Origin of the sequence: Thalassobacter sp. 16PALIMAR09 (genome assembly GCF_000765485.1) — a bacterium.
GTDB classification, from domain to species: Bacteria; Pseudomonadota; Alphaproteobacteria; order Rhodobacterales; family Rhodobacteraceae; genus Thalassobacter; species Thalassobacter stenotrophicus.
Map to the genome: position 1 here is coordinate 109,413 of NZ_JHAK01000007.1, position 17,340 is coordinate 126,752.

16 protein-coding genes and 1 tRNA gene are annotated in these 17,340 nt (G+C 59.0%); 10 read left to right on the plus strand and 7 right to left on the minus strand.

Annotation, left to right across the window (positions count from 1 at the left end; all coding sequences use genetic code 11):
* The 6 genes from groL to PM04_RS13830 all read left to right on the plus strand — a co-directional run bounded on the left by groL (position 1) and on the right by PM04_RS13830 (position 5,896).
* Positions 1 to 1,641 (plus strand): chaperonin GroEL, encoded by a 1,641-nt coding sequence (gene groL / locus PM04_RS13805; RefSeq protein ID WP_038007894.1) that lies wholly within the window; start codon positions 1 to 3, stop codon positions 1,639 to 1,641.
* Between the two features lie 152 nt (positions 1,642 to 1,793).
* Positions 1,794 to 2,648 carry a DMT family transporter gene (locus PM04_RS13810; protein ID WP_038007896.1) on the plus strand — a complete coding sequence of 285 codons (855 nt, stop codon included), beginning with the start codon at positions 1,794 to 1,796 and terminating at the stop codon, positions 2,646 to 2,648.
* Between the two features lie 70 nt (positions 2,649 to 2,718).
* Positions 2,719 to 3,477: a serine aminopeptidase domain-containing protein gene (locus tag PM04_RS13815; RefSeq protein WP_038007898.1), complete on the plus strand. Its 759-nt coding sequence runs from the start codon at positions 2,719 to 2,721 to the stop codon at positions 3,475 to 3,477.
* 246 nt (positions 3,478 to 3,723) lie between these two features.
* Positions 3,724 to 4,506, plus strand: coding sequence for a LysM peptidoglycan-binding domain-containing protein (locus tag PM04_RS13820; RefSeq protein WP_038007900.1), 783 nt, complete (start codon positions 3,724 to 3,726; stop codon positions 4,504 to 4,506).
* A 7-nt stretch (positions 4,507 to 4,513) separates the two neighbouring features.
* Positions 4,514 to 5,635, plus strand: a complete 1,122-nt coding sequence (locus PM04_RS13825; RefSeq protein ID WP_038007902.1) for a pyridoxal phosphate-dependent aminotransferase — start codon at positions 4,514 to 4,516, stop codon at positions 5,633 to 5,635.
* A 60-nt stretch (positions 5,636 to 5,695) separates the two neighbouring features.
* A complete protein-coding gene (locus PM04_RS13830) occupies positions 5,696 to 5,896 on the plus strand; it encodes a hypothetical protein (protein WP_038007903.1) in 201 nt (66 codons plus the stop codon).
* 52 nt (positions 5,897 to 5,948) lie between these two features.
* Here PM04_RS13830 and PM04_RS13835 read toward each other — a convergent pair whose 3' ends face one another.
* Positions 5,949 to 7,148 (minus strand): alanine--glyoxylate aminotransferase family protein, encoded by a 1,200-nt coding sequence (locus tag PM04_RS13835; RefSeq protein ID WP_038007905.1) that lies wholly within the window; start codon positions 7,146 to 7,148, stop codon positions 5,949 to 5,951.
* Between the two features lie 74 nt (positions 7,149 to 7,222).
* On the opposite strand from PM04_RS13835, the gene PM04_RS13840 reads away from it, so the two are divergent.
* Together PM04_RS13840 and PM04_RS13845 are read left to right on the plus strand one after the other, a co-directional pair.
* Positions 7,223 to 7,945, plus strand: coding sequence for a folate-binding protein YgfZ (locus tag PM04_RS13840; RefSeq protein WP_038007907.1), 723 nt, complete (start codon positions 7,223 to 7,225; stop codon positions 7,943 to 7,945).
* 48 nt (positions 7,946 to 7,993) lie between these two features.
* Complete coding sequence (locus PM04_RS13845; RefSeq protein WP_038007910.1) at positions 7,994 to 9,814, plus strand: M3 family oligoendopeptidase; 1,821 nt, start codon at positions 7,994 to 7,996, stop codon at positions 9,812 to 9,814.
* A gap of 4 nt (positions 9,815 to 9,818) precedes the next feature.
* Here the strand turns inward: PM04_RS13845 and PM04_RS13850 are convergent, their stop codons facing one another.
* From PM04_RS13850 to PM04_RS13860, 3 genes are all read right to left on the minus strand, one after another.
* Entirely contained in the window at positions 9,819 to 11,132 is a 1,314-nt protein-coding gene (locus PM04_RS13850; protein ID WP_038007913.1) for an isoprenylcysteine carboxylmethyltransferase family protein, read from the minus strand.
* Positions 11,133 to 11,289: 157 nt separating this feature from the next.
* The gene (gene rpoH / locus PM04_RS13855) at positions 11,290 to 12,183 is read right to left on the minus strand and encodes an RNA polymerase sigma factor RpoH (RefSeq protein WP_038008043.1); all 894 of its coding nucleotides are present in this window, start codon (positions 12,181 to 12,183) and stop codon (positions 11,290 to 11,292) included.
* 196 nt (positions 12,184 to 12,379) lie between these two features.
* Positions 12,380 to 13,393 carry an RluA family pseudouridine synthase gene (locus PM04_RS13860; protein ID WP_038007916.1) on the minus strand — a complete coding sequence of 338 codons (1,014 nt, stop codon included), beginning with the start codon at positions 13,391 to 13,393 and terminating at the stop codon, positions 12,380 to 12,382.
* Here PM04_RS13860 and PM04_RS13865 point away from each other — a divergent pair.
* Positions 13,383 to 13,679, plus strand: a complete 297-nt coding sequence (locus tag PM04_RS13865; protein WP_038007930.1) for a DUF6476 family protein — start codon at positions 13,383 to 13,385, stop codon at positions 13,677 to 13,679. The genes PM04_RS13860 and PM04_RS13865 overlap by 11 nt on opposite strands.
* A 64-nt stretch (positions 13,680 to 13,743) precedes the next feature.
* Here the strand turns inward: PM04_RS13865 and PM04_RS13870 are convergent.
* Positions 13,744 to 13,820, minus strand: a tRNA-His gene (locus PM04_RS13870).
* Between the two features lie 191 nt (positions 13,821 to 14,011).
* Between PM04_RS13870 and PM04_RS13875 the strand changes: the two genes are divergently transcribed.
* Entirely contained in the window at positions 14,012 to 14,194 is a 183-nt protein-coding gene (locus PM04_RS13875; RefSeq protein ID WP_038007932.1) for a DUF6324 family protein, read from the plus strand.
* Here PM04_RS13875 and PM04_RS13880 read toward each other — a convergent pair.
* Together PM04_RS13880 and PM04_RS13885 are read right to left on the minus strand one after the other, a co-directional pair.
* Positions 14,181 to 14,630, minus strand: coding sequence for an MmcB family DNA repair protein (locus tag PM04_RS13880; protein WP_052068369.1), 450 nt, complete (start codon positions 14,628 to 14,630; stop codon positions 14,181 to 14,183). The genes PM04_RS13875 and PM04_RS13880 overlap by 14 nt on opposite strands.
* A gap of 275 nt (positions 14,631 to 14,905) precedes the next feature.
* Positions 14,906 to 17,305, minus strand: a complete 2,400-nt coding sequence (locus PM04_RS13885; RefSeq protein WP_369793316.1) for a ligase-associated DNA damage response DEXH box helicase — start codon at positions 17,303 to 17,305, stop codon at positions 14,906 to 14,908.
* Positions 17,306 to 17,340 lie beyond the last annotated feature (35 nt).

The window sequence follows — 17,340 nt, forward strand, 5'->3', positions numbered from 1 at the left end:
ATGTCTGCGAAAGACGTCAAATTCAACACCGACGCCCGCAACCGTATGCTGCAGGGTGTGAACATCCTGGCTGACGCGGTTAAAGTGACACTCGGCCCCAAAGGCCGTAACGTTGTCCTCGACAAATCCTTTGGCGCACCGCGCATCACCAAAGATGGTGTATCCGTAGCCAAAGAAATCGAACTCGAAGACAAGTTCGAGAACATGGGCGCACAAATGGTGAAGGAAGTTGCTTCCCGCACCAACGATGAGGCCGGCGACGGCACCACAACAGCGACCGTTCTGGCCCAAGCCATTGTCCGCGAAGGCATGAAGTCCGTCGCTGCTGGCATGAACCCAATGGATCTCAAGCGCGGCATCGACATGGCAACGATCAAAGTCGTTGAAGCCATCAAAGCGGCCTCGCGTCCTGTCAACGACAGTGCCGAAGTCGCACAGGTCGGCACGATCTCTGCCAACGGCGAGCGTGAAATCGGTGAGCAAATCGCCGGTGCTATGCAAAAAGTCGGCAACGAAGGTGTTATCACCGTCGAAGAAAACAAAGGTCTTGAGACAGAGACTGATGTTGTTGAAGGCATGCAGTTCGACCGCGGTTATCTGTCGCCCTACTTCGTTACGAACCCCGACAAAATGATCGCAGACCTCGAAGACTGCATGATCCTGCTGCACGAGAAGAAACTCTCCTCGCTCCAGCCAATGGTTCCCCTGCTCGAGTCCGTGATCCAGTCGCAAAAGCCGCTTCTGATCATCGCAGAAGACGTAGAAGGCGAAGCGCTGGCAACACTCGTGGTCAACAAACTGCGCGGCGGCCTGAAAATTGCGGCAGTCAAAGCACCTGGTTTCGGCGATCGCCGCAAAGCCATGCTGCAAGACATCGCAATCCTGACCGGCGGCCAAGTGATCTCCGAAGATCTCGGCATGAAGCTTGAGAATGTCACCATGGACATGCTCGGCACCGCGAAGAAAGTCACAATCACCAAAGACGAAACCACTGTTGTGGACGGCGCTGGTGAGAAGGCTGAAATCGAGGCACGCGTGGCTCAGATCCGTCAGCAGATCGAAGAAACCACATCCGACTACGACCGTGAAAAACTGCAAGAGCGCGTAGCCAAACTGGCTGGTGGTGTTGCTGTTATCCGCGTCGGCGGCATGACCGAAGTGGAAGTAAAAGAGCGCAAAGACCGTGTGGACGATGCTCTCAACGCGACACGCGCAGCTGTGCAAGAAGGCGTTGTTGTTGGCGGTGGTGTGGCTCTCGTACAGGCTGCAAAAGCCCTCGACGGCCTGACAGGTGCAAACAACGACCAAAACGTCGGCATCTCGATCATCCGCAAAGCCATCGAAGCGCCTCTGCGTCAGATCGCAGAAAACGCTGGTGTTGACGGCGCAGTTGTTGCCGGCAAAATCCGCGAAAGCAGCGACCTGTCCTTCGGCTTCAACGCACAGACCGAAGAATATGGCGACATGTTCTCGTTCGGCGTGATTGACCCTGCCAAAGTGGTTCGCACCGCTCTGCAAGATGCGTCCTCGGTTGCTGGTCTGCTGATCACCACCGAAGCCATGGTTGCCGACAAGCCGTCCAAAGACGGCGGCGGCGCACCAGCAATGCCCGACATGGGCGGCATGGGCGGCATGATGTAAGACGCTTAGCGTCACATGCGCCGGTCCTTCGGGATCGGTAGTGCAAAGGGCCCCTTGTGGGCCCTTTGTCATGTCTGGGGGTTTTGATGGCCCACCCGCCAAGGGATGCAAACCGTTTGACATCCTGCCGCGCGCAGCCCCTGAGTGGCGCTATGAAACTCTTTGCACTCACGACCCTTACGATGCTCTTTTTCGCCTCCAACTCGCTCCTGACGCGGGCGGGTGTGGCGGATGGCATGGACCCTCTGACATTTGCCGCGATCCGTGTCGGTGCGGGGGCGGTTTTTCTGGGGGCCATTGCCTTGTGGCAGCGGGGGCAGGTGCCGATCACCGGGCGCACGCGGCTTTTGTCTGTCATCGGGCTGAGCGTTTATCTTTTGGGCTTTTCTCTCAGTTACTTGACGCTTGAGGCCGGTATGGGCGCGCTCGTGTTGTTTGCTACCGTGCAATTGTGCCTGTTCGGTGCCGCTATCGCCTTTCGTGAGGTGATCGGCCCGCGCCGCTGGCTCGGTATGGGCATCGCAATGAGCGGTCTGACCCTACTGCTGCTGCCCGGTGGGGGCGATGGCGTCGATCTGGCAGGTGTCGCGTGGATGATTTTGGGCGGCGCAGGTTGGGCACTTTATACCTACATGGGCAAGTCGTCCGATTGGGCTTTGGGCAATTCAGCGGGTAACTTTTTGCTCAGCACAGGTGTGCTGTTTCTTGCGGTGCCGCTTTGGTGGGGCGGGGTGATTACGCCGCTGGGATTGGTGTGCGCCGTGGCCTCCGGTGCGATTGCGTCTGGGTTAGGCTATGCCCTCTGGTTCGTGGTTTTGCCGCAGATGGCCACGACGACGGCCGGGGTCGCCCAATTGTGTGTGCCGGTGATTGCGGTGATTGGCGGCGCGGTCCTGCTGGATGAACCTGTGACGCTGCCGATTATTCTGGCCTGCGCCGTTGTCTTGGGTGGCATCGCGTTGGCGACGGTACCGCCCGTGCGCAAGGCGGCCTCACCGCCGCAATAACTTCGCGTGTCGCGTTACGTCACATGCAGCCCCCCTCGTCACAGCGCCGCTGTACCCCTATGTTTGGGATATGAAACGCGCACTTATCACTGCCATAACAAGCCTCGCCCTATTGGGCTGCGCATCCGTGCAGGCGGCCCCCCGGGGTTGCGTGATATTGCTTCATGGGTTGGCGCGCACAGATGCCTCTATGCTGGTCATGCAAGAGGCGTTGGAACAGGCGGGCTACCACGTGGTTGCAGCCAGCTATCCGTCTCGCTCGGGCAAGCTGTCGGACCTTGCGTCCGATACCCTTCCAACCGCACGACGGGCGTGTGCCGCAGCCGCCCCTGAGGCGGATGTGAATGTGGTCACGCATTCGATGGGCGGTATCCTGACACGCGTTTGGGCCAAGGCGCACCCAGAGGCCGAATGGGGCCGCGTGGTCATGCTGGCACCTCCCAATAACGGCTCTGAACTGGTCGACACCTTCGAAGAGGTGCCGGGGTTTGAGTGGTTTAACGGTCCTGCGGGTACGGCTCTGGGCACAGGGCCTGACGATATTCCCGCACAACTCGGCCCGGTGCCGGTTTCATTGGGTGTGATCGCGGGCAACCGCAGCCTGAATGCGTTCTATTCCTCGATCCTGCCCGGTGAAGACGATGGCAAAGTCACGGTGGAATCTACGAAAGTGGCGGGGATGAAGGCGCATCTGACCTTGCCCGTTACCCACACGTTTATGATGAACAACCCGCGTGTAATTGCGCAGACCTTGTCGTTTCTGGACACCGAGACTTTCGTGCCGGATCTAACGCTGGGCGAGGTGTTGTGGGACGCCCTTGTGGAGTAACCCCATGGGTGGCCGACCTATATATGCCGATACGTGGTTCAGCATGCGCTACAGGTTGACTTTTTGCCACTTTTTCGCCACCGTTTTTCTATTCGAGCAGCCTGTCCTTTGGCCATCACAGCGACCCTGAAGCAGGGGTGTGGCAAGGGGCTTGCGAGAGTATCAGCATCGGATGTGCGCCTGTTTTGATGTCTCATCTTGGGGGCTTTGGACGGGCTTGGTACACGGCCGTTAAGGGAAATTGTGATGATCCGTTTGTTCATGATCTACACCGGGCTGTTGTGTGCAGCAGCCCTTGGCCTGTGGTTCGGGCCGTCGGATCAGAAACCATTGGCAGAAGCCGTCCACGACATCGAGATTTTGCCTGAGGTTGTTGCAGTCGCCCCTAGCGCGCCCGCGCCAGTTATCGCGGAATTGCCGGAGAGCGTGCCAGAGATCGCTGTAGCGCCCCCTGAGGTGCAAATCATCGAAAGCCCGGCCCCTGAGCCTGTTGAAACTGCCGTAGTCAGTAGCTCACCAGCCCCAGTCGCGCTGCCCCCAGTTGTCGTCGCCCCAAGGGAGCCGGAGGAAGTATCCGCGCCGACTGTTGAGGTCCTGCCCGACGTGGTTGAGGAGGTTCCGGCACCCGTTGTCATAGCGTCCGTGCCCGCCGCATCGCAGGTGGAAACCGCAGCCACGCCAGCGGCGAAAAGCCCCCCAGAAGCAGAGCCAGAGCAAGCGGAATTGCGTCCGGCCCCCGCGCCAGTGATTGAACCTCCCGCACCCGCGCAAACGCCCGCACCCGTCGCCGAACCCGCCCCTCGCTTACCTCTGGATCCAGTGATTGAGGCTTTGATCGCGCAAGCGGCCCTCGCGGCGGAGGCCGGCACCGGCGACACATATGTCGTACAGCCTGGCGATAGCCTTTTGTCCATCGCCCGTGCGCTGTATGGGAACAGCGACGCATACCAACAGATTTTCGACGCCAATCGCGACCTCCTTCCCTCCATCGACGCAATCCAGACGGGTCAGACCCTTCGCTTGCCCTGAGCCACATATGACATTTTCACAAACGACCCTTCGCTTGACACCTCTGGCCGAAAGCTTGCCTGCGGCTGTGCCCTTCGTCGGCCCCGAGACCCAAGAACGCGCGCGCGGTGCGCAGTTTGACGCCCGCCTTGGCGCAAACGAAAGCGGCTTTGGCCCGTCCCCCAAGGCCATCGCGGCAATGGCGGACGCGGCGCGCGACGCATGGATGTACGGCGATCCTGAAAGCTATGACTTGCGGGTGGCCTTGGCCGATGATCTGGGCGTGGATGCGGATCAGATCATGGTGGGCGAAGGGATCGACGGCTTGCTCGGCACCTTGGTGCGTCTGTTTGTAGGGCAGGGCGATCCGGTGGTCACGTCGGCAGGTGCTTATCCCACGTTCAACTATCATGTCGCGGGCTTCGGTGGCGCGCTGCACACCGTCCCTTACCGCGATGATCACGAAGATCCCGAGGCGCTTTTGGCCAAGGCGGCTGAGGTTGGGGCCAAGCTGATTTACCTTGCTAATCCGGACAACCCCATGGGCAGCTGGTACGACGCGGCCCGGATGGAGGCTGTTGTTGCAGCAGTCCCCAGCGGCAGTCTTTTGGTGCTGGATGAGGCCTATATTGACCTCGCGCCCGACGGCACGGCCCCTCAAATCGACCCCGAGACGCCGGGCGTGATCCGGATGCGTACGTTTTCCAAGGGGTACGGCCTTGCCGGTGCACGTGTGGGTTATGCGATAGGGCCGCGCGCATTGATCACCGCGTTCCACAAGGTGCGTAATCATTTTGGGATGTCGCGGGTGTCTCAGGCGGGGGCGCTGGCCGCGCTACGCGATCCCGATTGGTTGGAGCATGTTCGGGCGCAGGTTGCGATATCACGGGTTGAGATCGCGCGCATTGGGGCCGCACATGGGCTGCGCGCACTTCCTTCAGCGGCGAATTTTGTGACGCTAGACTGCGGACGGGATGGTGATTTTGCCCGCGCCTTGGTTGCAGCCCTTAGCGCTGAGGGTATCTTTGTGCGCATGCCGCTTAAAGCCCCCCAAGACCGCTGTATCCGCGTGTCTTGTGGGCAAAAGGCTGAAATGATGGCGTTTGAACAGGCATTGCCGCGCGCGTTGGCTCGCTGCACGGAAATTTGACTTTCTAAAATACGCATCACGTATAACTTTAGTTAACTAGCTCGTGATACGAGGTGCGTGATGAAAAACCATCCCGTCGGCCGCGCGCCGGATTATACCAATGCCTTTCTGGCCATGGCTTTCGTCTGGATGATGATTGCCCTGATTGCGATTTGGGCCGTTTGGGGGTTCTTGATGGCGATCGTGATGTGCAGCTTTGCCCATGCGTGGCTCGCGCATAAGTTGCAAAAACGCGCCGAGGTCGTGACGGTGCGGGACTAGGGCCCATGTAAACCAGGGCCGCAGGTGCGGCCCTAGAAAACACCAGTGCAGATTAGCGCCCTGCCAATATCTCCGCCGCGGCGGACAACGCGCCCTCACCATGCTCAATATTCAGCGCCTTAAGGCCGGTATCGATCGCCCCCAATGTGCCGAGCATCATGTGTGCGTTGACGTGGCCCATGTGGCCGACGCGGAAAAACCCGTGCCATTCGGGGGCGTCAGGGGGGGCCATGCCCAGCCCAATCCCGAGGGTGACGCCCATCTGATCCGTCAAATGATCGCGCAAAGCGGTACCCAGCGGGGGAGTGATCCGTAGCGATGTCACCGCGCGACTGCGATGTGCGATGTCTGCGACATTCAACTCGAGCGGGCCTTGGGTGCTCCAAGCATCGCAGGCGGCCCACAGCGCGCGGGCGAGGGTTTCGTGACGCGCCCAGACAGCGGTGATGCCCTCTTCGTGGACAATCATGTCCAGTGCCTCGCGCAGGCCGTAGAGGTGATGCGTCGGGGCGGTGCCGTTGAAGTATTTGTAGTAGTAGTCGGGGTTTGTGCGCGGGCGCCAATCCCAATAGCCAGTGACGCAATTGGCGTTTTCGCGGGCGGCTTCGGCGCGGTCGTTGTAGTAAACAAAAGACATGCCGGGCGGGGTCATAAGGCCCTTTTGGCAGCCGGTGATCATCACATCGACGCCCCATTCATCCATCTCAAACCGGTCGCAGCCCAGTGATGCGATGCAATCAACCATCAACAGGGCAGGGTGGCCTGCGGCGTCAATCGCCCGACGCATCGCAGCCACATCCGACAGAACGGATGAGGATGTGTCGACATGGACCATCAGCACCGATTTGATTTCGTGGTCAGTGTCGGCGCGCAACCGTGCCTCGATCTGGGCGGCGTCCATCGGGCTGCGTTTGCCAAAGTCGATAATCTCGGTGCGGATGCCCAACCCTTCGGCAGATGCAGCCCAGCCGTGGGCGAACTGCCCCGTCGCGGGCACCAGCGCAAGGTCGCCTCGGGAATGGGTGTTGGCCAGCGATGCCTCCCACGCGGCGTGGCCGTTGCCGATATAGATCGTCACGTTGTGCGCGGTACGTGCCACGGCCTTGAGGTCGGGGATCAGCGAATGGGTCATCTCGATCAACTCGCCGGTGTATATATTCGGCGCGGCGCGGTGCATGGCGCGCAAAACGCGATCGGGCATAACGGAGGGGCCAGGGATAGCGAGTGTGTGGCGGCCGTGAGCGAGACTCATTTTTGATTGTTCCTGTTGTTTGCGCTTGTGGCGGTTGCCATAGGTCTTATCTCTAATGGCAAGGAGGTGCCACAATGCGCACAGTTTTCAAGATCACTGGTGCAGACCGGCTCAAGTTTTTGCATGGGCTCGTGTCGAATGACGTGCCCGAGCAGGGTTTGGGCTATGCCGCACTGCTGAGCCCTCAGGGCAAATATCTTGCGGATTTTTTCCAGTGGCAGGAAGCGGACGCGATTTTTGTGGATGTCGCGACGGAGCTTGCGGCTGATTTGGGGCGGCGGCTGTCGATGTATAAGCTGCGCTCTGACGTGGCTATCACGGACAGCGGGCTGTGCATGTCCCGCGGGACGGGGCCTGCACCCGACGGCGCGATGACCGATCCGCGCGACCCCGCACTGGGCTGGCGCCTGTATGGCACACAGGACGGTGACGATGGCACCGATTGGGATCAGCTGCGCGTGACCCATGTTGTTCCCGAAAGCGGGATCGAGCTGGTCGTTGGCGACAGCTATATCCTTGAGATGGGGTTTGAGCGTCTACACGGCGTCGATTTCCGCAAAGGTTGTTTTGTTGGTCAAGAAATTGTGGCCCGGATGAAGCATAAGACCGAGCTGAAAAAGGGCCTGATGCAGGTCACTGTCAGCCAAGATGTGCCCGTTGGCACCCCCATCACGTCCGAAGGCAAACCCGCTGGCACCTTGTTCACGCAATCTGGTGGCAAAGGTCTGGCCTATCTGCGGTTTGACCGCGCCACCGGCCCCATGCAGGCCGCAGGCGCAGAGGTGGCGGCAGCGTAATCTGCCCTACTTTTCTATATATATCCCGATACCCAAGAGGTTTTTTTGATGTTTGATACACCCCTTCTCCGCGACGCCCATTCTGATGCCAAAGGGGAGCCATTGGGGAACCTGCCTGAGTGGGATCTGACGGACCTGTATGCAGCAGATGACGCCCCAGAACTGGTTCGGGACCTTGAGTGGCTGGAGGCCGAGTGCGCCGCGTTCGCCGCTGATTATCAAGGCAAACTGGCCGAGCTGGATGCGGACGGAATGGCTGCATGTATCAAGCGCTATGAGGAAATCGACGTTATCGCTGGGCGGATCATGTCCTACGCGGGCCTACGCTATTACCAGCAGACCACGGATGGGGATCGCGCGAAGTTTATGTCCGACATGCAGGACAAAATCACCACGTTTACAACTGCGCTTGTGTTCTTTTCGCTTGAGTTCAACTCGCTTGAGGATGACGCCCTAGAGGCTGCCTATGGTGCCAACGCGGATCTGGCGCGCTACCGTCCCGTGTTGGACCGGATGCGGGCGATGAAACCATATCAGCTTTCGGATGAGTTAGAGACATTCTTGCACGATCAATCGGTTGTGGGTTCCAGCGCATGGAACAAGCTGTTCGACGAAACGATCGCCGGGTTGGAGTTCGTGGTCGAGGGTGAGACATACAACATCGAAGGCACGCTGAACTTCATGTCCGACCCCGACCGTTCCAAGCGCGAGGCGGCTGCGCGTGAATTGGCGCGCGTGTTCGGTGCAAATGTCCGTACGTTTTCGCGTGTGCACAACACGTTGGCCAAAGAAAAAGAGATCTCTGATCGCTGGCGCGGGCTAGAAACCCCGCAGATGGGTCGTCACCTCGCCAACCATGTCGAGCCAGAGGTGGTTGAGGCGCTGCGCAACGCGGTGGTTGAGGCTTATCCGCGCCTGTCGCATCGGTATTATGCGCTAAAGGCCAAGTGGATGGGCCTTGAGACGCTGGAGGTTTGGGACCGCAACGCGCCCTTGCCGATGGAGGACACGCGCACTGTCGGTTGGGATGAGGCAAAGGCCACCGTGATGGATGCGTACTCGGCCTTTGACCCGCGCATGGGTGCCTTGGCCGAGCCTTTCTTTGACAAAGGTTGGATCGACGCGGGCGTGAAGCCGGGCAAAGCGCCCGGCGCATTCGCGCACCCCACCGTGACGACCGTGCACCCTTATGTGATGCTCAACTACCTCGGCAAACCGCGTGATGTGATGACATTGGCGCATGAACTGGGTCACGGCGTCCATCAGGTTTTAGCCGCAGAGCAGGGCGAATTGTTGTCCTCAACACCGCTTACACTGGCCGAGACGGCAAGTGTGTTTGGCGAAATGCTCACCTTCCGCAAGATGCTGGAAAACGCCGACAGTGATGCCGCGCGCAAGGTCATGCTGGCGGGCAAGGTCGAGGACATGATCAACACGGTTGTCCGCCAGATCGCCTTCTATGACTTTGAGTGCAAACTGCATGACGCCCGCCGCGAGGGTGAGCTGACGCCAGATGATATCAACGCTTTGTGGATGTCTGTGCAGGCCGAAAGCCTCGGCCCCGTCTTTGACTACATGGAAGGGTATGAGACCTTCTGGGCGTACATCCCACACTTCGTGCATTCGCCGTTTTACGTCTATGCTTATGCCTTTGGCGACGGTCTCGTGAACGCGTTGTATGCGGTCTACGAAGAGGGCGATGCGGACTTCCAAGAGAAGTATTTTGAGATGCTCCGCGCAGGTGGGTCCAAACATCACAAGGCGCTTTTGGCGCCCTTTGGTTTGGATGCCAGCGATCCGGCGTTCTGGTCCAAGGGTCTTTCGATGATCGAAGGCTTCATCGACCAGCTTGAGGCGATGGAAGACTAGCCCGCTATTCTGCAGCGACTGGGCAGTTGTCTGGTTTTGAAACGGCATGCAGCGCGTGATCTGGCGCGCTGTAGGCCAAAGTCGGTAGCATCCGGTAAAGCGGTGCACATAGCCCTCGGGTGTTGAGCGCGGCCGCATAGCGCACGTAGTCTGGGTCTTCGGACATGTGCAGTTCCTCTGTCTTGGCGCGGCCAAAATAGATCATCGTGACCACGATCATCCCCGCTGTCGCGGCGATTTGGGTCTGGACCGGGACATCGGCTAGAAACGGTGCCGAGGTCAGCCAGAAGAAGCACACCTTGGACATGTAATCGGGGTGTTTCATCCAGCGGTACGGCCCGCAGGTCACGACACCTCGGTTGGTCAGATTGGACCAGCGCAAGCCGAATGACGCTGTGGCCCAGACCCAAACGCCAAAGCTCAGCAAAAGTAGCGCCAGCCATGGTCCAGCCAAAAGCGGGTAGTCTTGGATCGTCTCATGCCACGGCACGCCGGTGTCGCGGCTAAATATTTGACCCGTGATGACTGCGTTGAAGGGTGCGTAGCAGATCAGCGTGACGACCCAGCCCCAAAGCGCGGGGTTGGTCGTGCGAATATGGGCGTCGAACAGGCGCAGGGTGAGCGTATAGCCCACGCAGACCACAACCAGTTCGAGCAAAAGCGCCAGCAACATCAGGTGGCGGGTGAGGGTGATCAGGTCTTGGGTCGCCCAATCACTGATCGGTGTGCTGCCTGCGATTGTGTTGACGAGGTAGCTAAACATGATCGGCAGAAAGAACCCTTTGATGACCCATCCAAGCATGAAGTGGCGTAGCCCTGCGTATTCCACATGGTGTGATTGACGTGTGAGCCATGCGCCGATCTGCCAATATCCGTCGCGCGGTTGGGTCATCCGGGCATCGACCCAAAGGATATAGAGAAACGAAATGACCAATATGACCGGGGCCAAACGGGTCAATAGCCCGACTGCGGGGATAAGGTCTTGGGCTGGGTACACTCGGAATAGCGCGTGAAAGCCGATAACGGCGCCAAGCATCGCGATGAGGCCGACGAACTTCGTTGCGCTGCGCAGAATATCATAGTGCGGGGGGCTTTGGTTGATCCCGCTACTGGCGTTGCGGTGGACCCGCTTGAAGGCCAGTTCAAGTATCGCAATAGGCACCGCATAGGCACACATCAACGCAAAGGCCGCCCAGATCACCGGGATCGACGAGGCGTGTGTCATCGCGACAAACGCGGCGGTGGCACAGCCAAGGCCGACCAAATTGATCCAGCCAGTTGTGACGGATGTTGGTATCTTGGCTGGCGGCGATGCCATGACGTGTCCCCTACTTGCTTAGATCGGGTTGATCACAGCAAGCGGGCGGAAATGGGACGAAATGCAGAAACTATCGCGGCAGGAAGGTAGCCCTATAGGCGTAAAAACGCCCCACCCGCGTGTGCGGGCAGGGCGTTTGTCGTGGGTCGTTCAGGGCTTAGGCGGGCAACATGCCCTTTTCCTTGGCCAATTCACGCATCCGCGATTGCAGCTTTTCGAACGCGCGCACCTCAATCTGGCGAATGCGTTCGCGGCTGACGCTATACTGTGTGGACAGGTCCTCTAGCGTGATCGTTTCTTCTGACAGGCGACGTTGCACAAGGATGTCACGCTCCCGCTCATTCAGGACTTCCATGGCGTCCTCCATGAGCGACAATCGCGCCTTCATCTCATCACTTTCGGCATAGTCGCCAGCGGTGTCCGCGCTGTCATCCTCAAGCCAGTCCTGCCATTCTGTAGCACCCTCACCATCGGCCGAAATCATCGCATTGAGCGAAGCATCGCCCCCCGACATGCGCCGGTTCATGGAGATCACTTCGGTCTCTGTCACGCCTAGATCTGTGGCAATGCGTTTTACGTTTTCGGGGCGCATATCGCCATCTTCCAACGCGCCGATGCGGGCCTTGGCTTTGCGCAGGTTAAAGAACAGTTTCTTTTGTGCCGAGGTCGTGCCGAGTTTCACAAGGCTCCAAGACCGTAGGATATATTCTTGGATTGAGGCGCGAATCCACCACATCGCATAGGTCGCGAGGCGAAACCCCTTTTCCGGGTCAAAGCGTTTGACGGCCTGCATCAGGCCCACGTTTGCCTCCGAGATGACCTCGGCCTGCGGAAGTCCGTAGCCGCGATAACCCATCGCAATTTTGGCCGCGAGACGCAGGTGTGACGTTACCATTTGGTGTGCGGCGTCAGTGTCTTCTTCTTCAACCCAACGCTTGGCGAGCATGTATTCTTGCTCCGGCTCCAGCATTGGGAACTTGCGAATTTCTTGTAAATAGCGGTTCAGTCCCTGTTCCGGCGACGGAGCGGGAAGATTGGCATAAGCGGACATGTTGGACATGGCAAAGCCCCCTGAATGGCATGTTAATTTCTTTTACTTTCCACTTAACGTGGGCAGAGGTTGAACGGTTTTCAAGTGGGGTCGAAGGATTTCGACCCCGTTGTTCAGAAATATAGAGCCTGCGCGAATGCGCTTCAATCGGGCTGAAGCATAAGTAACGTGCGTGTGAGCACATGTGTGCCACGGATTATGCCGAACCGGTTAACGCGTTCTGCAGCGCCTGCATGTCCGCAGGCATGTCGGCTGCGAAACGCATGTGTTCTTCTGTGACAGGATGCACAAAGCCCAGTTCAGCCGCGTGGAGCGCTTGTCGGGGGAAGCTGAGAACATCCTCCAGGCCTGGGTGGCCTTTGGGCAATTTGCGTCGTCCGCCATAGGTTTGATCCCCGATCAGGGCGTGCCCCGCATGGGCCATATGCACGCGGATCTGGTGTGTGCGCCCGGTTTCGAGCCAGCATTCGACCAGTGCGGCCGCGCCAAAATCCTCGACAATCCGGACGCGAGTGACCGCATGGCGCCCGCCCGTGAACAGTACGGCCTGACGCTGCCGATCCGTTTTGTGGCGGGCCAACATAGTTGTGATTTTGAGGATGTTGCCGGGCTCAAAGCTGGTGCCCTTTACGCCGCGCAGCCGTGGGTCAGAGGCGCTGGGCACCCCATAACACAGCGCAAGGTAGCGGCGGCGCACGGTATGTTTCTCGAACTGCTTGGCAAGCCCGTGGTGGGCAGCGTCCGATTTGGCGACCACCAGCAAGCCGCTGGTATCCTTATCGATCCGGTGCACGATGCCGGGACGTTTTTCGCCGCCAACCCCAGACAAACGCCCATCAAAATGATGCAACAGCGCGTTTACCAAAGTCCCGCCGGGGGAACCAGGAGCCGGGTGGACGACCATGCCAACGGGCTTGTGGATCACAATCAGATCGTCGTCTTCGTGCCGAATATCGAGGGGGATGTCCTCGGGCCGGGTCTCAAGGTCTTGGGTGATTTCGACCGTGATTGCGATCTTGTCACCCTCAGTCAGCCGTGCCCTTGGATCGGTCACGATCGTCCCATTGACCTGTACGGCTGCGTCCGCCACCAAACGCGCAAGACGCGACCGGCTGAGGTGGGCTTGCTCTGGCACATCGCGCGCGATCGCCTTATCAAGACGGGCAGGGGGATTTTCCCCGATAACAAAGGTGACGCGTGTGTCTGCCAAAGACGATTTCCCCGAATTGCCGCCCCACCTTCGCCTGCTCAAAACGCTGGTGACGGTGTTGACGGGTGTGATGATCCTCGGCGTGATAGTCGTGGTGGGCCTGCTTGTCACGCGCTTCCCGACCCCAGTGACCGCGCCCGAAGCATTGCAGCTACCCGAAGGCACTGTTGCGCAGGCCGTGACACAAGGGCACGGTTGGTGGATTGTGGTCACCGAAGACGCGCGCGTGCTATTTTTCGGAAGCGACGGGGCACTCCGCCAAGAGGTTCCGTTAGACAGCCAATAGCTGAAATGCCGCGAATCGTGTGCGGGTAACGACAAGGCGCGGGCTAGATAGGTGTGTAGGGTGATGGTACCACCTCCCCGGCTCGAACGGGGGACCTCCTGATCCACAATCAGGCGCTCTAACCTACTGAGCTAAGGCGGCACGCTTGGTGGATTTAGCGAGGTGTGCTGACGATTGCAAGCGCTACTGGCGCGCTATTTCCCACCTTTGTGCGATGAAATCTATGCGAATGGGAATGAAGACCTGTCATGGACCTTGGGGAACGCAGGCAGCGCCGCAGGCTTGCATGGGCGCGAGCCATTGGGTAGGTGCAACGCAACAAGGAGGCCATCATGGGCATCAATACCGAAAGCGACATCACCGCAAACCTGCAGATCGGTCCAACGACCGACGGCATGGTCCGTATTTTTGTCGAGGCTGGTGATGTGGAGATCCCGATGGATTTCGAACCGGAAGAAGCCTTGGATATTGCGGAAGAAATTCGGGCAGCGGCTCTTTCGATTACGGGAGAGTAAACGCCATCGGATCGCGCAGAGCCTGCAAACGCTGTGCACTGGTTCGAGCGAACTTCTGCACGAGTTTCTTGCGCCGCGCGGCTGGCAAAGGCGTATCGGGCCCCATGCGAATGATCTCAGCCCCATAGCTATCAGCGATAATCAGGCCAGTGTCGTCTGGCAGTAACTCCGTCGGAAAATCACTGTCCACTGCCCAGAAAAACCGATCACAGAACGGTAAGTAGCCCTGCCATTTCTGGTCAGACTGAAAATCGGCACGCGATGATTTGCATTCCACCACCCACAGTTGCCCTTTTGGACCCAAGGCCATGATGTCCACGCGCAGGCCGCGTTCTGGTGTGAATTCCTCGATGCAATTGTAATCATACGTCAAAAGGTGCCGTGCGGTTCCGCGCGCCAGCAATTGGCCGGGGCTGAGTATGGTATCACTGCTCATCATCGCAGCATTTTGAACGTAACGTGAACACATGTCTAGGCTTGTGCGGGGGGCTATGCGGCCCTATGTGTCGGGGCAGGCGGGTTCTGCGGGATACGTCAACATAGCGAAATTCCGGTGGCCTTAAGCAAATCCGAGGGAGCTGGCTCTGTCACGGTCCTGGCTGTGTTACCTGGCGCCCACCTGTACATACAGGTCCTCGGGAATCCTCGCTCGACGGTTCATGTGGTTCCCGCCGCCTTATTTTTCTTCGGAAAATCCGCCCGTTTGATCGGCTACACCTGTTCCAATCCCGCCGCGGTCATGAGCCGCGCGGCCTCTTCGGCGAGTAGGCGTTGTTCGCCGAGACCCTTTACCGGGATGCGCCCGGGTTCTAGGAACAAGGGGGCGGCAAGCGGGCTAAGCCGGTCCAGTTCAATCAAATCAATCCGATCCCCGATGCGGTCCAGCATGTGTTCAACACGACCAAAATCGACCAAGCCGCGCATGGCTTCTTCACGGGTAATTTGCAGCATCAAATGCTCGGGATCATATTTGCGCAGAGTGTCATAGAGGATGTCGCTGGAAAACGTAGCCTGCCGCCCGGATTTCCGTTTGCCGGGCATGTTTCGGTCGATCAGGCCAGAGATAATCGCAGCGCCCCGAAAGGTCCGTTTCATGACCTGATTGCCTGCCAACCATGTTTCAAGCGCGTCCCTTAATTCCGCGCGATCAAACAGCGCGCTTGGGTCCTGCACGGGGTCGAGCGCCCAAATGAGGGTGGCGTAATCGGTGGCCACAAATCCCATTGGGCCAAGGCCGGCGGCTTCCATGCGCTGAGTCAGCAAAAGCCCCAGTGTCTGCTGCGCATTACGTCCGGCAAAGCCGTAGGCAACGGTGTGCGCGCGCCCATCCATCGGAAAACTTTCGACCAAAAGTCGCCCCGGTTGCGGAAGCTTGGATACCCGTTTTTGAACGTCCAGCCAATCGGCTGTGTGTGCAGGCAAGCCTGCCCAATCGCCTTGTTGAAAAATGCGTAAAATCCGCTCCGACAGCTGGGTCGATGTCGCGAATTTGGTCCCGTAAAAGGTGGCGACTTTTGGGGTTTTGGACCTGCTGCGGGTGACCTCAATGACCAACTCGCGCAGTCCTTCATAGCGGACGATCTGGCCCGCCATCAGAAAGGTATCGCCGGGGGTGAGGGTGGCTGCGAATTCTTCCTCAACCTCGCCCAAGGGCGCACCACCTCGCCCGCGCCATCGCACTTTGAGGGTTTCGGCAGATAGGATCGTGCCGAGGTTCATGCGTATTTGCCGTGTGCTGCGTGGGTCGCGCAAACGCCACCGCCCGTCCGGCAATTGCATCAATCGTTGGTAACGATCATAGGCGCGCAACGCGTAGCCGCCCGTCGCGCAAAACGTAAGGCAATCGTCAAACTGAGCGCGGCTGAGGCTTTGGTATGCACCGCAGGTTTTGATTTCGGCAAACAGAGCATCGGCGTCAAACGGACCTGCACACGCAGTACTGAGGATATGCTGGCACAGAACATCTCGCGGGCCGGGACCGCGCGGTTCACCATCCAGATCGTGGGCGCGCACGGCCTCTAGCGCGGCGACACATTCGACAACTTCAAAGCGGTTTGCAGGCACCAAAAGCGCCTTGGACGGTGCATTGTAGCGGTGATTGGCGCGGCCAATCCGCTGAACCAAACGTTTGACATTCTTGGGTGCACCCACTTGGATCACAAGATCAACGTTGCCCCAGTCGATGCCCAGATCAAGGCTGCCCGTGCATACGATCGCACGCAATTGGCCGTCCACCATCGCGTGTTCGACCTTTTCCCGAGCTTCGCGTGACAGCGCGCCGTGGTGAATGCCAATTGGCAATGCATCTTCGTTCGCGAGCCATAGGTGGTGGAAAAAAACCTCTGCTTGCGCGCGGGTGTTATGAAAAATCAGCGTGGTCTTGTGGCGTTTGACCTGCTCCAACACCGCAGGGATCGCATAGCGACCGCCGCCTCCGGCCCAAGGCGGTGCCTCCGCTGTCCGTAGCATTGATATGTCAGGTTCAGGGCCCGGATCGGCATTCAGAATAGGGCAGGGGTCAGGGTGGCGGGCCAGAAAACCAGCGATTGCAGTCGGGTCATCGACTGTCGCCGACAGCCCCACGCGCCGCATATCAGGGGCCAAGGATTGGAGCCGCGACAGCGACAGCATCAAGTGATCGCCACGTTTGCTTTCGGCTAGCGCATGGATTTCATCGACAACAACTCGCTGTAGGCCTGCAAACATCCGTGGCGCGTCCTCATAGCTGAGCAAGAGCGCGAGGCTTTCAGGTGTTGTCAGAAGTATGTGAGGCGGGTCAGCGCGCTGCGCTTTGCGCCGCGACTGCGGTGTGTCACCTGTGCGGTCGTCAATCCGGATGGGCAGGTTTGCTTCCTCGACTGGGCGGCGCAGGTTGCGTTTTATATCCGCAGCGAGTGCCTTGAGGGGCGAAATATAAAGCGTATGCAGCCCCTTGTGCGACCCGTCTGCTAGCGCCGCGAGGGTCGGTAGAAACCCCGCAAGCGTTTTGCCGCCACCTGTAGGTGCGATCAAAAGCAGTGAGGGTTCATCGGCACGCGCCAACATTTCAGACTGGTGCGGGTGGGGCGACCAGCCGCGTGCGGCGAACCAAGCGGTAAGGGAGGGAGGCATTTCCATACCCCACAGCCTAGCCCCCGCGCGTGGCG

What these genes read in the sequence shown, in the direction of transcription:
- groL (WP_038007894.1), top strand. Translation starts at nt 1, where the DNA reads ATGTCTGCGAAAGACGTCAAATTCAACACCGACGCCCGCAACCGTATG.
- PM04_RS13810 (WP_038007896.1), top strand. Translation starts at nt 1,794, where the DNA reads ATGAAACTCTTTGCACTCACGACCCTTACGATGCTCTTTTTCGCCTCC.
- PM04_RS13815 (WP_038007898.1), top strand. Translation starts at nt 2,719, where the DNA reads ATGAAACGCGCACTTATCACTGCCATAACAAGCCTCGCCCTATTGGGC.
- PM04_RS13820 (WP_038007900.1), top strand. Translation starts at nt 3,724, where the DNA reads ATGATCCGTTTGTTCATGATCTACACCGGGCTGTTGTGTGCAGCAGCC.
- PM04_RS13825 (WP_038007902.1), top strand. Translation starts at nt 4,514, where the DNA reads ATGACATTTTCACAAACGACCCTTCGCTTGACACCTCTGGCCGAAAGC.
- PM04_RS13830 (WP_038007903.1), top strand. Translation starts at nt 5,696, where the DNA reads ATGAAAAACCATCCCGTCGGCCGCGCGCCGGATTATACCAATGCCTTT.
- PM04_RS13835 (WP_038007905.1), bottom strand. Translation starts at nt 7,148, where the DNA reads ATGAGTCTCGCTCACGGCCGCCACACACTCGCTATCCCTGGCCCCTCC.
- PM04_RS13840 (WP_038007907.1), top strand. Translation starts at nt 7,223, where the DNA reads ATGCGCACAGTTTTCAAGATCACTGGTGCAGACCGGCTCAAGTTTTTG.
- PM04_RS13845 (WP_038007910.1), top strand. Translation starts at nt 7,994, where the DNA reads ATGTTTGATACACCCCTTCTCCGCGACGCCCATTCTGATGCCAAAGGG.
- PM04_RS13850 (WP_038007913.1), bottom strand. Translation starts at nt 11,132, where the DNA reads ATGGCATCGCCGCCAGCCAAGATACCAACATCCGTCACAACTGGCTGG.
- rpoH (WP_038008043.1), bottom strand. Translation starts at nt 12,183, where the DNA reads ATGTCCGCTTATGCCAATCTTCCCGCTCCGTCGCCGGAACAGGGACTG.
- PM04_RS13875 (WP_038007932.1), top strand. Translation starts at nt 14,012, where the DNA reads ATGGGCATCAATACCGAAAGCGACATCACCGCAAACCTGCAGATCGGT.
- PM04_RS13880 (WP_052068369.1), bottom strand. Translation starts at nt 14,630, where the DNA reads ATGAGCAGTGATACCATACTCAGCCCCGGCCAATTGCTGGCGCGCGGA.
- PM04_RS13885 (WP_369793316.1), bottom strand. Translation starts at nt 17,305, where the DNA reads ATGCCTCCCTCCCTTACCGCTTGGTTCGCCGCACGCGGCTGGTCGCCC.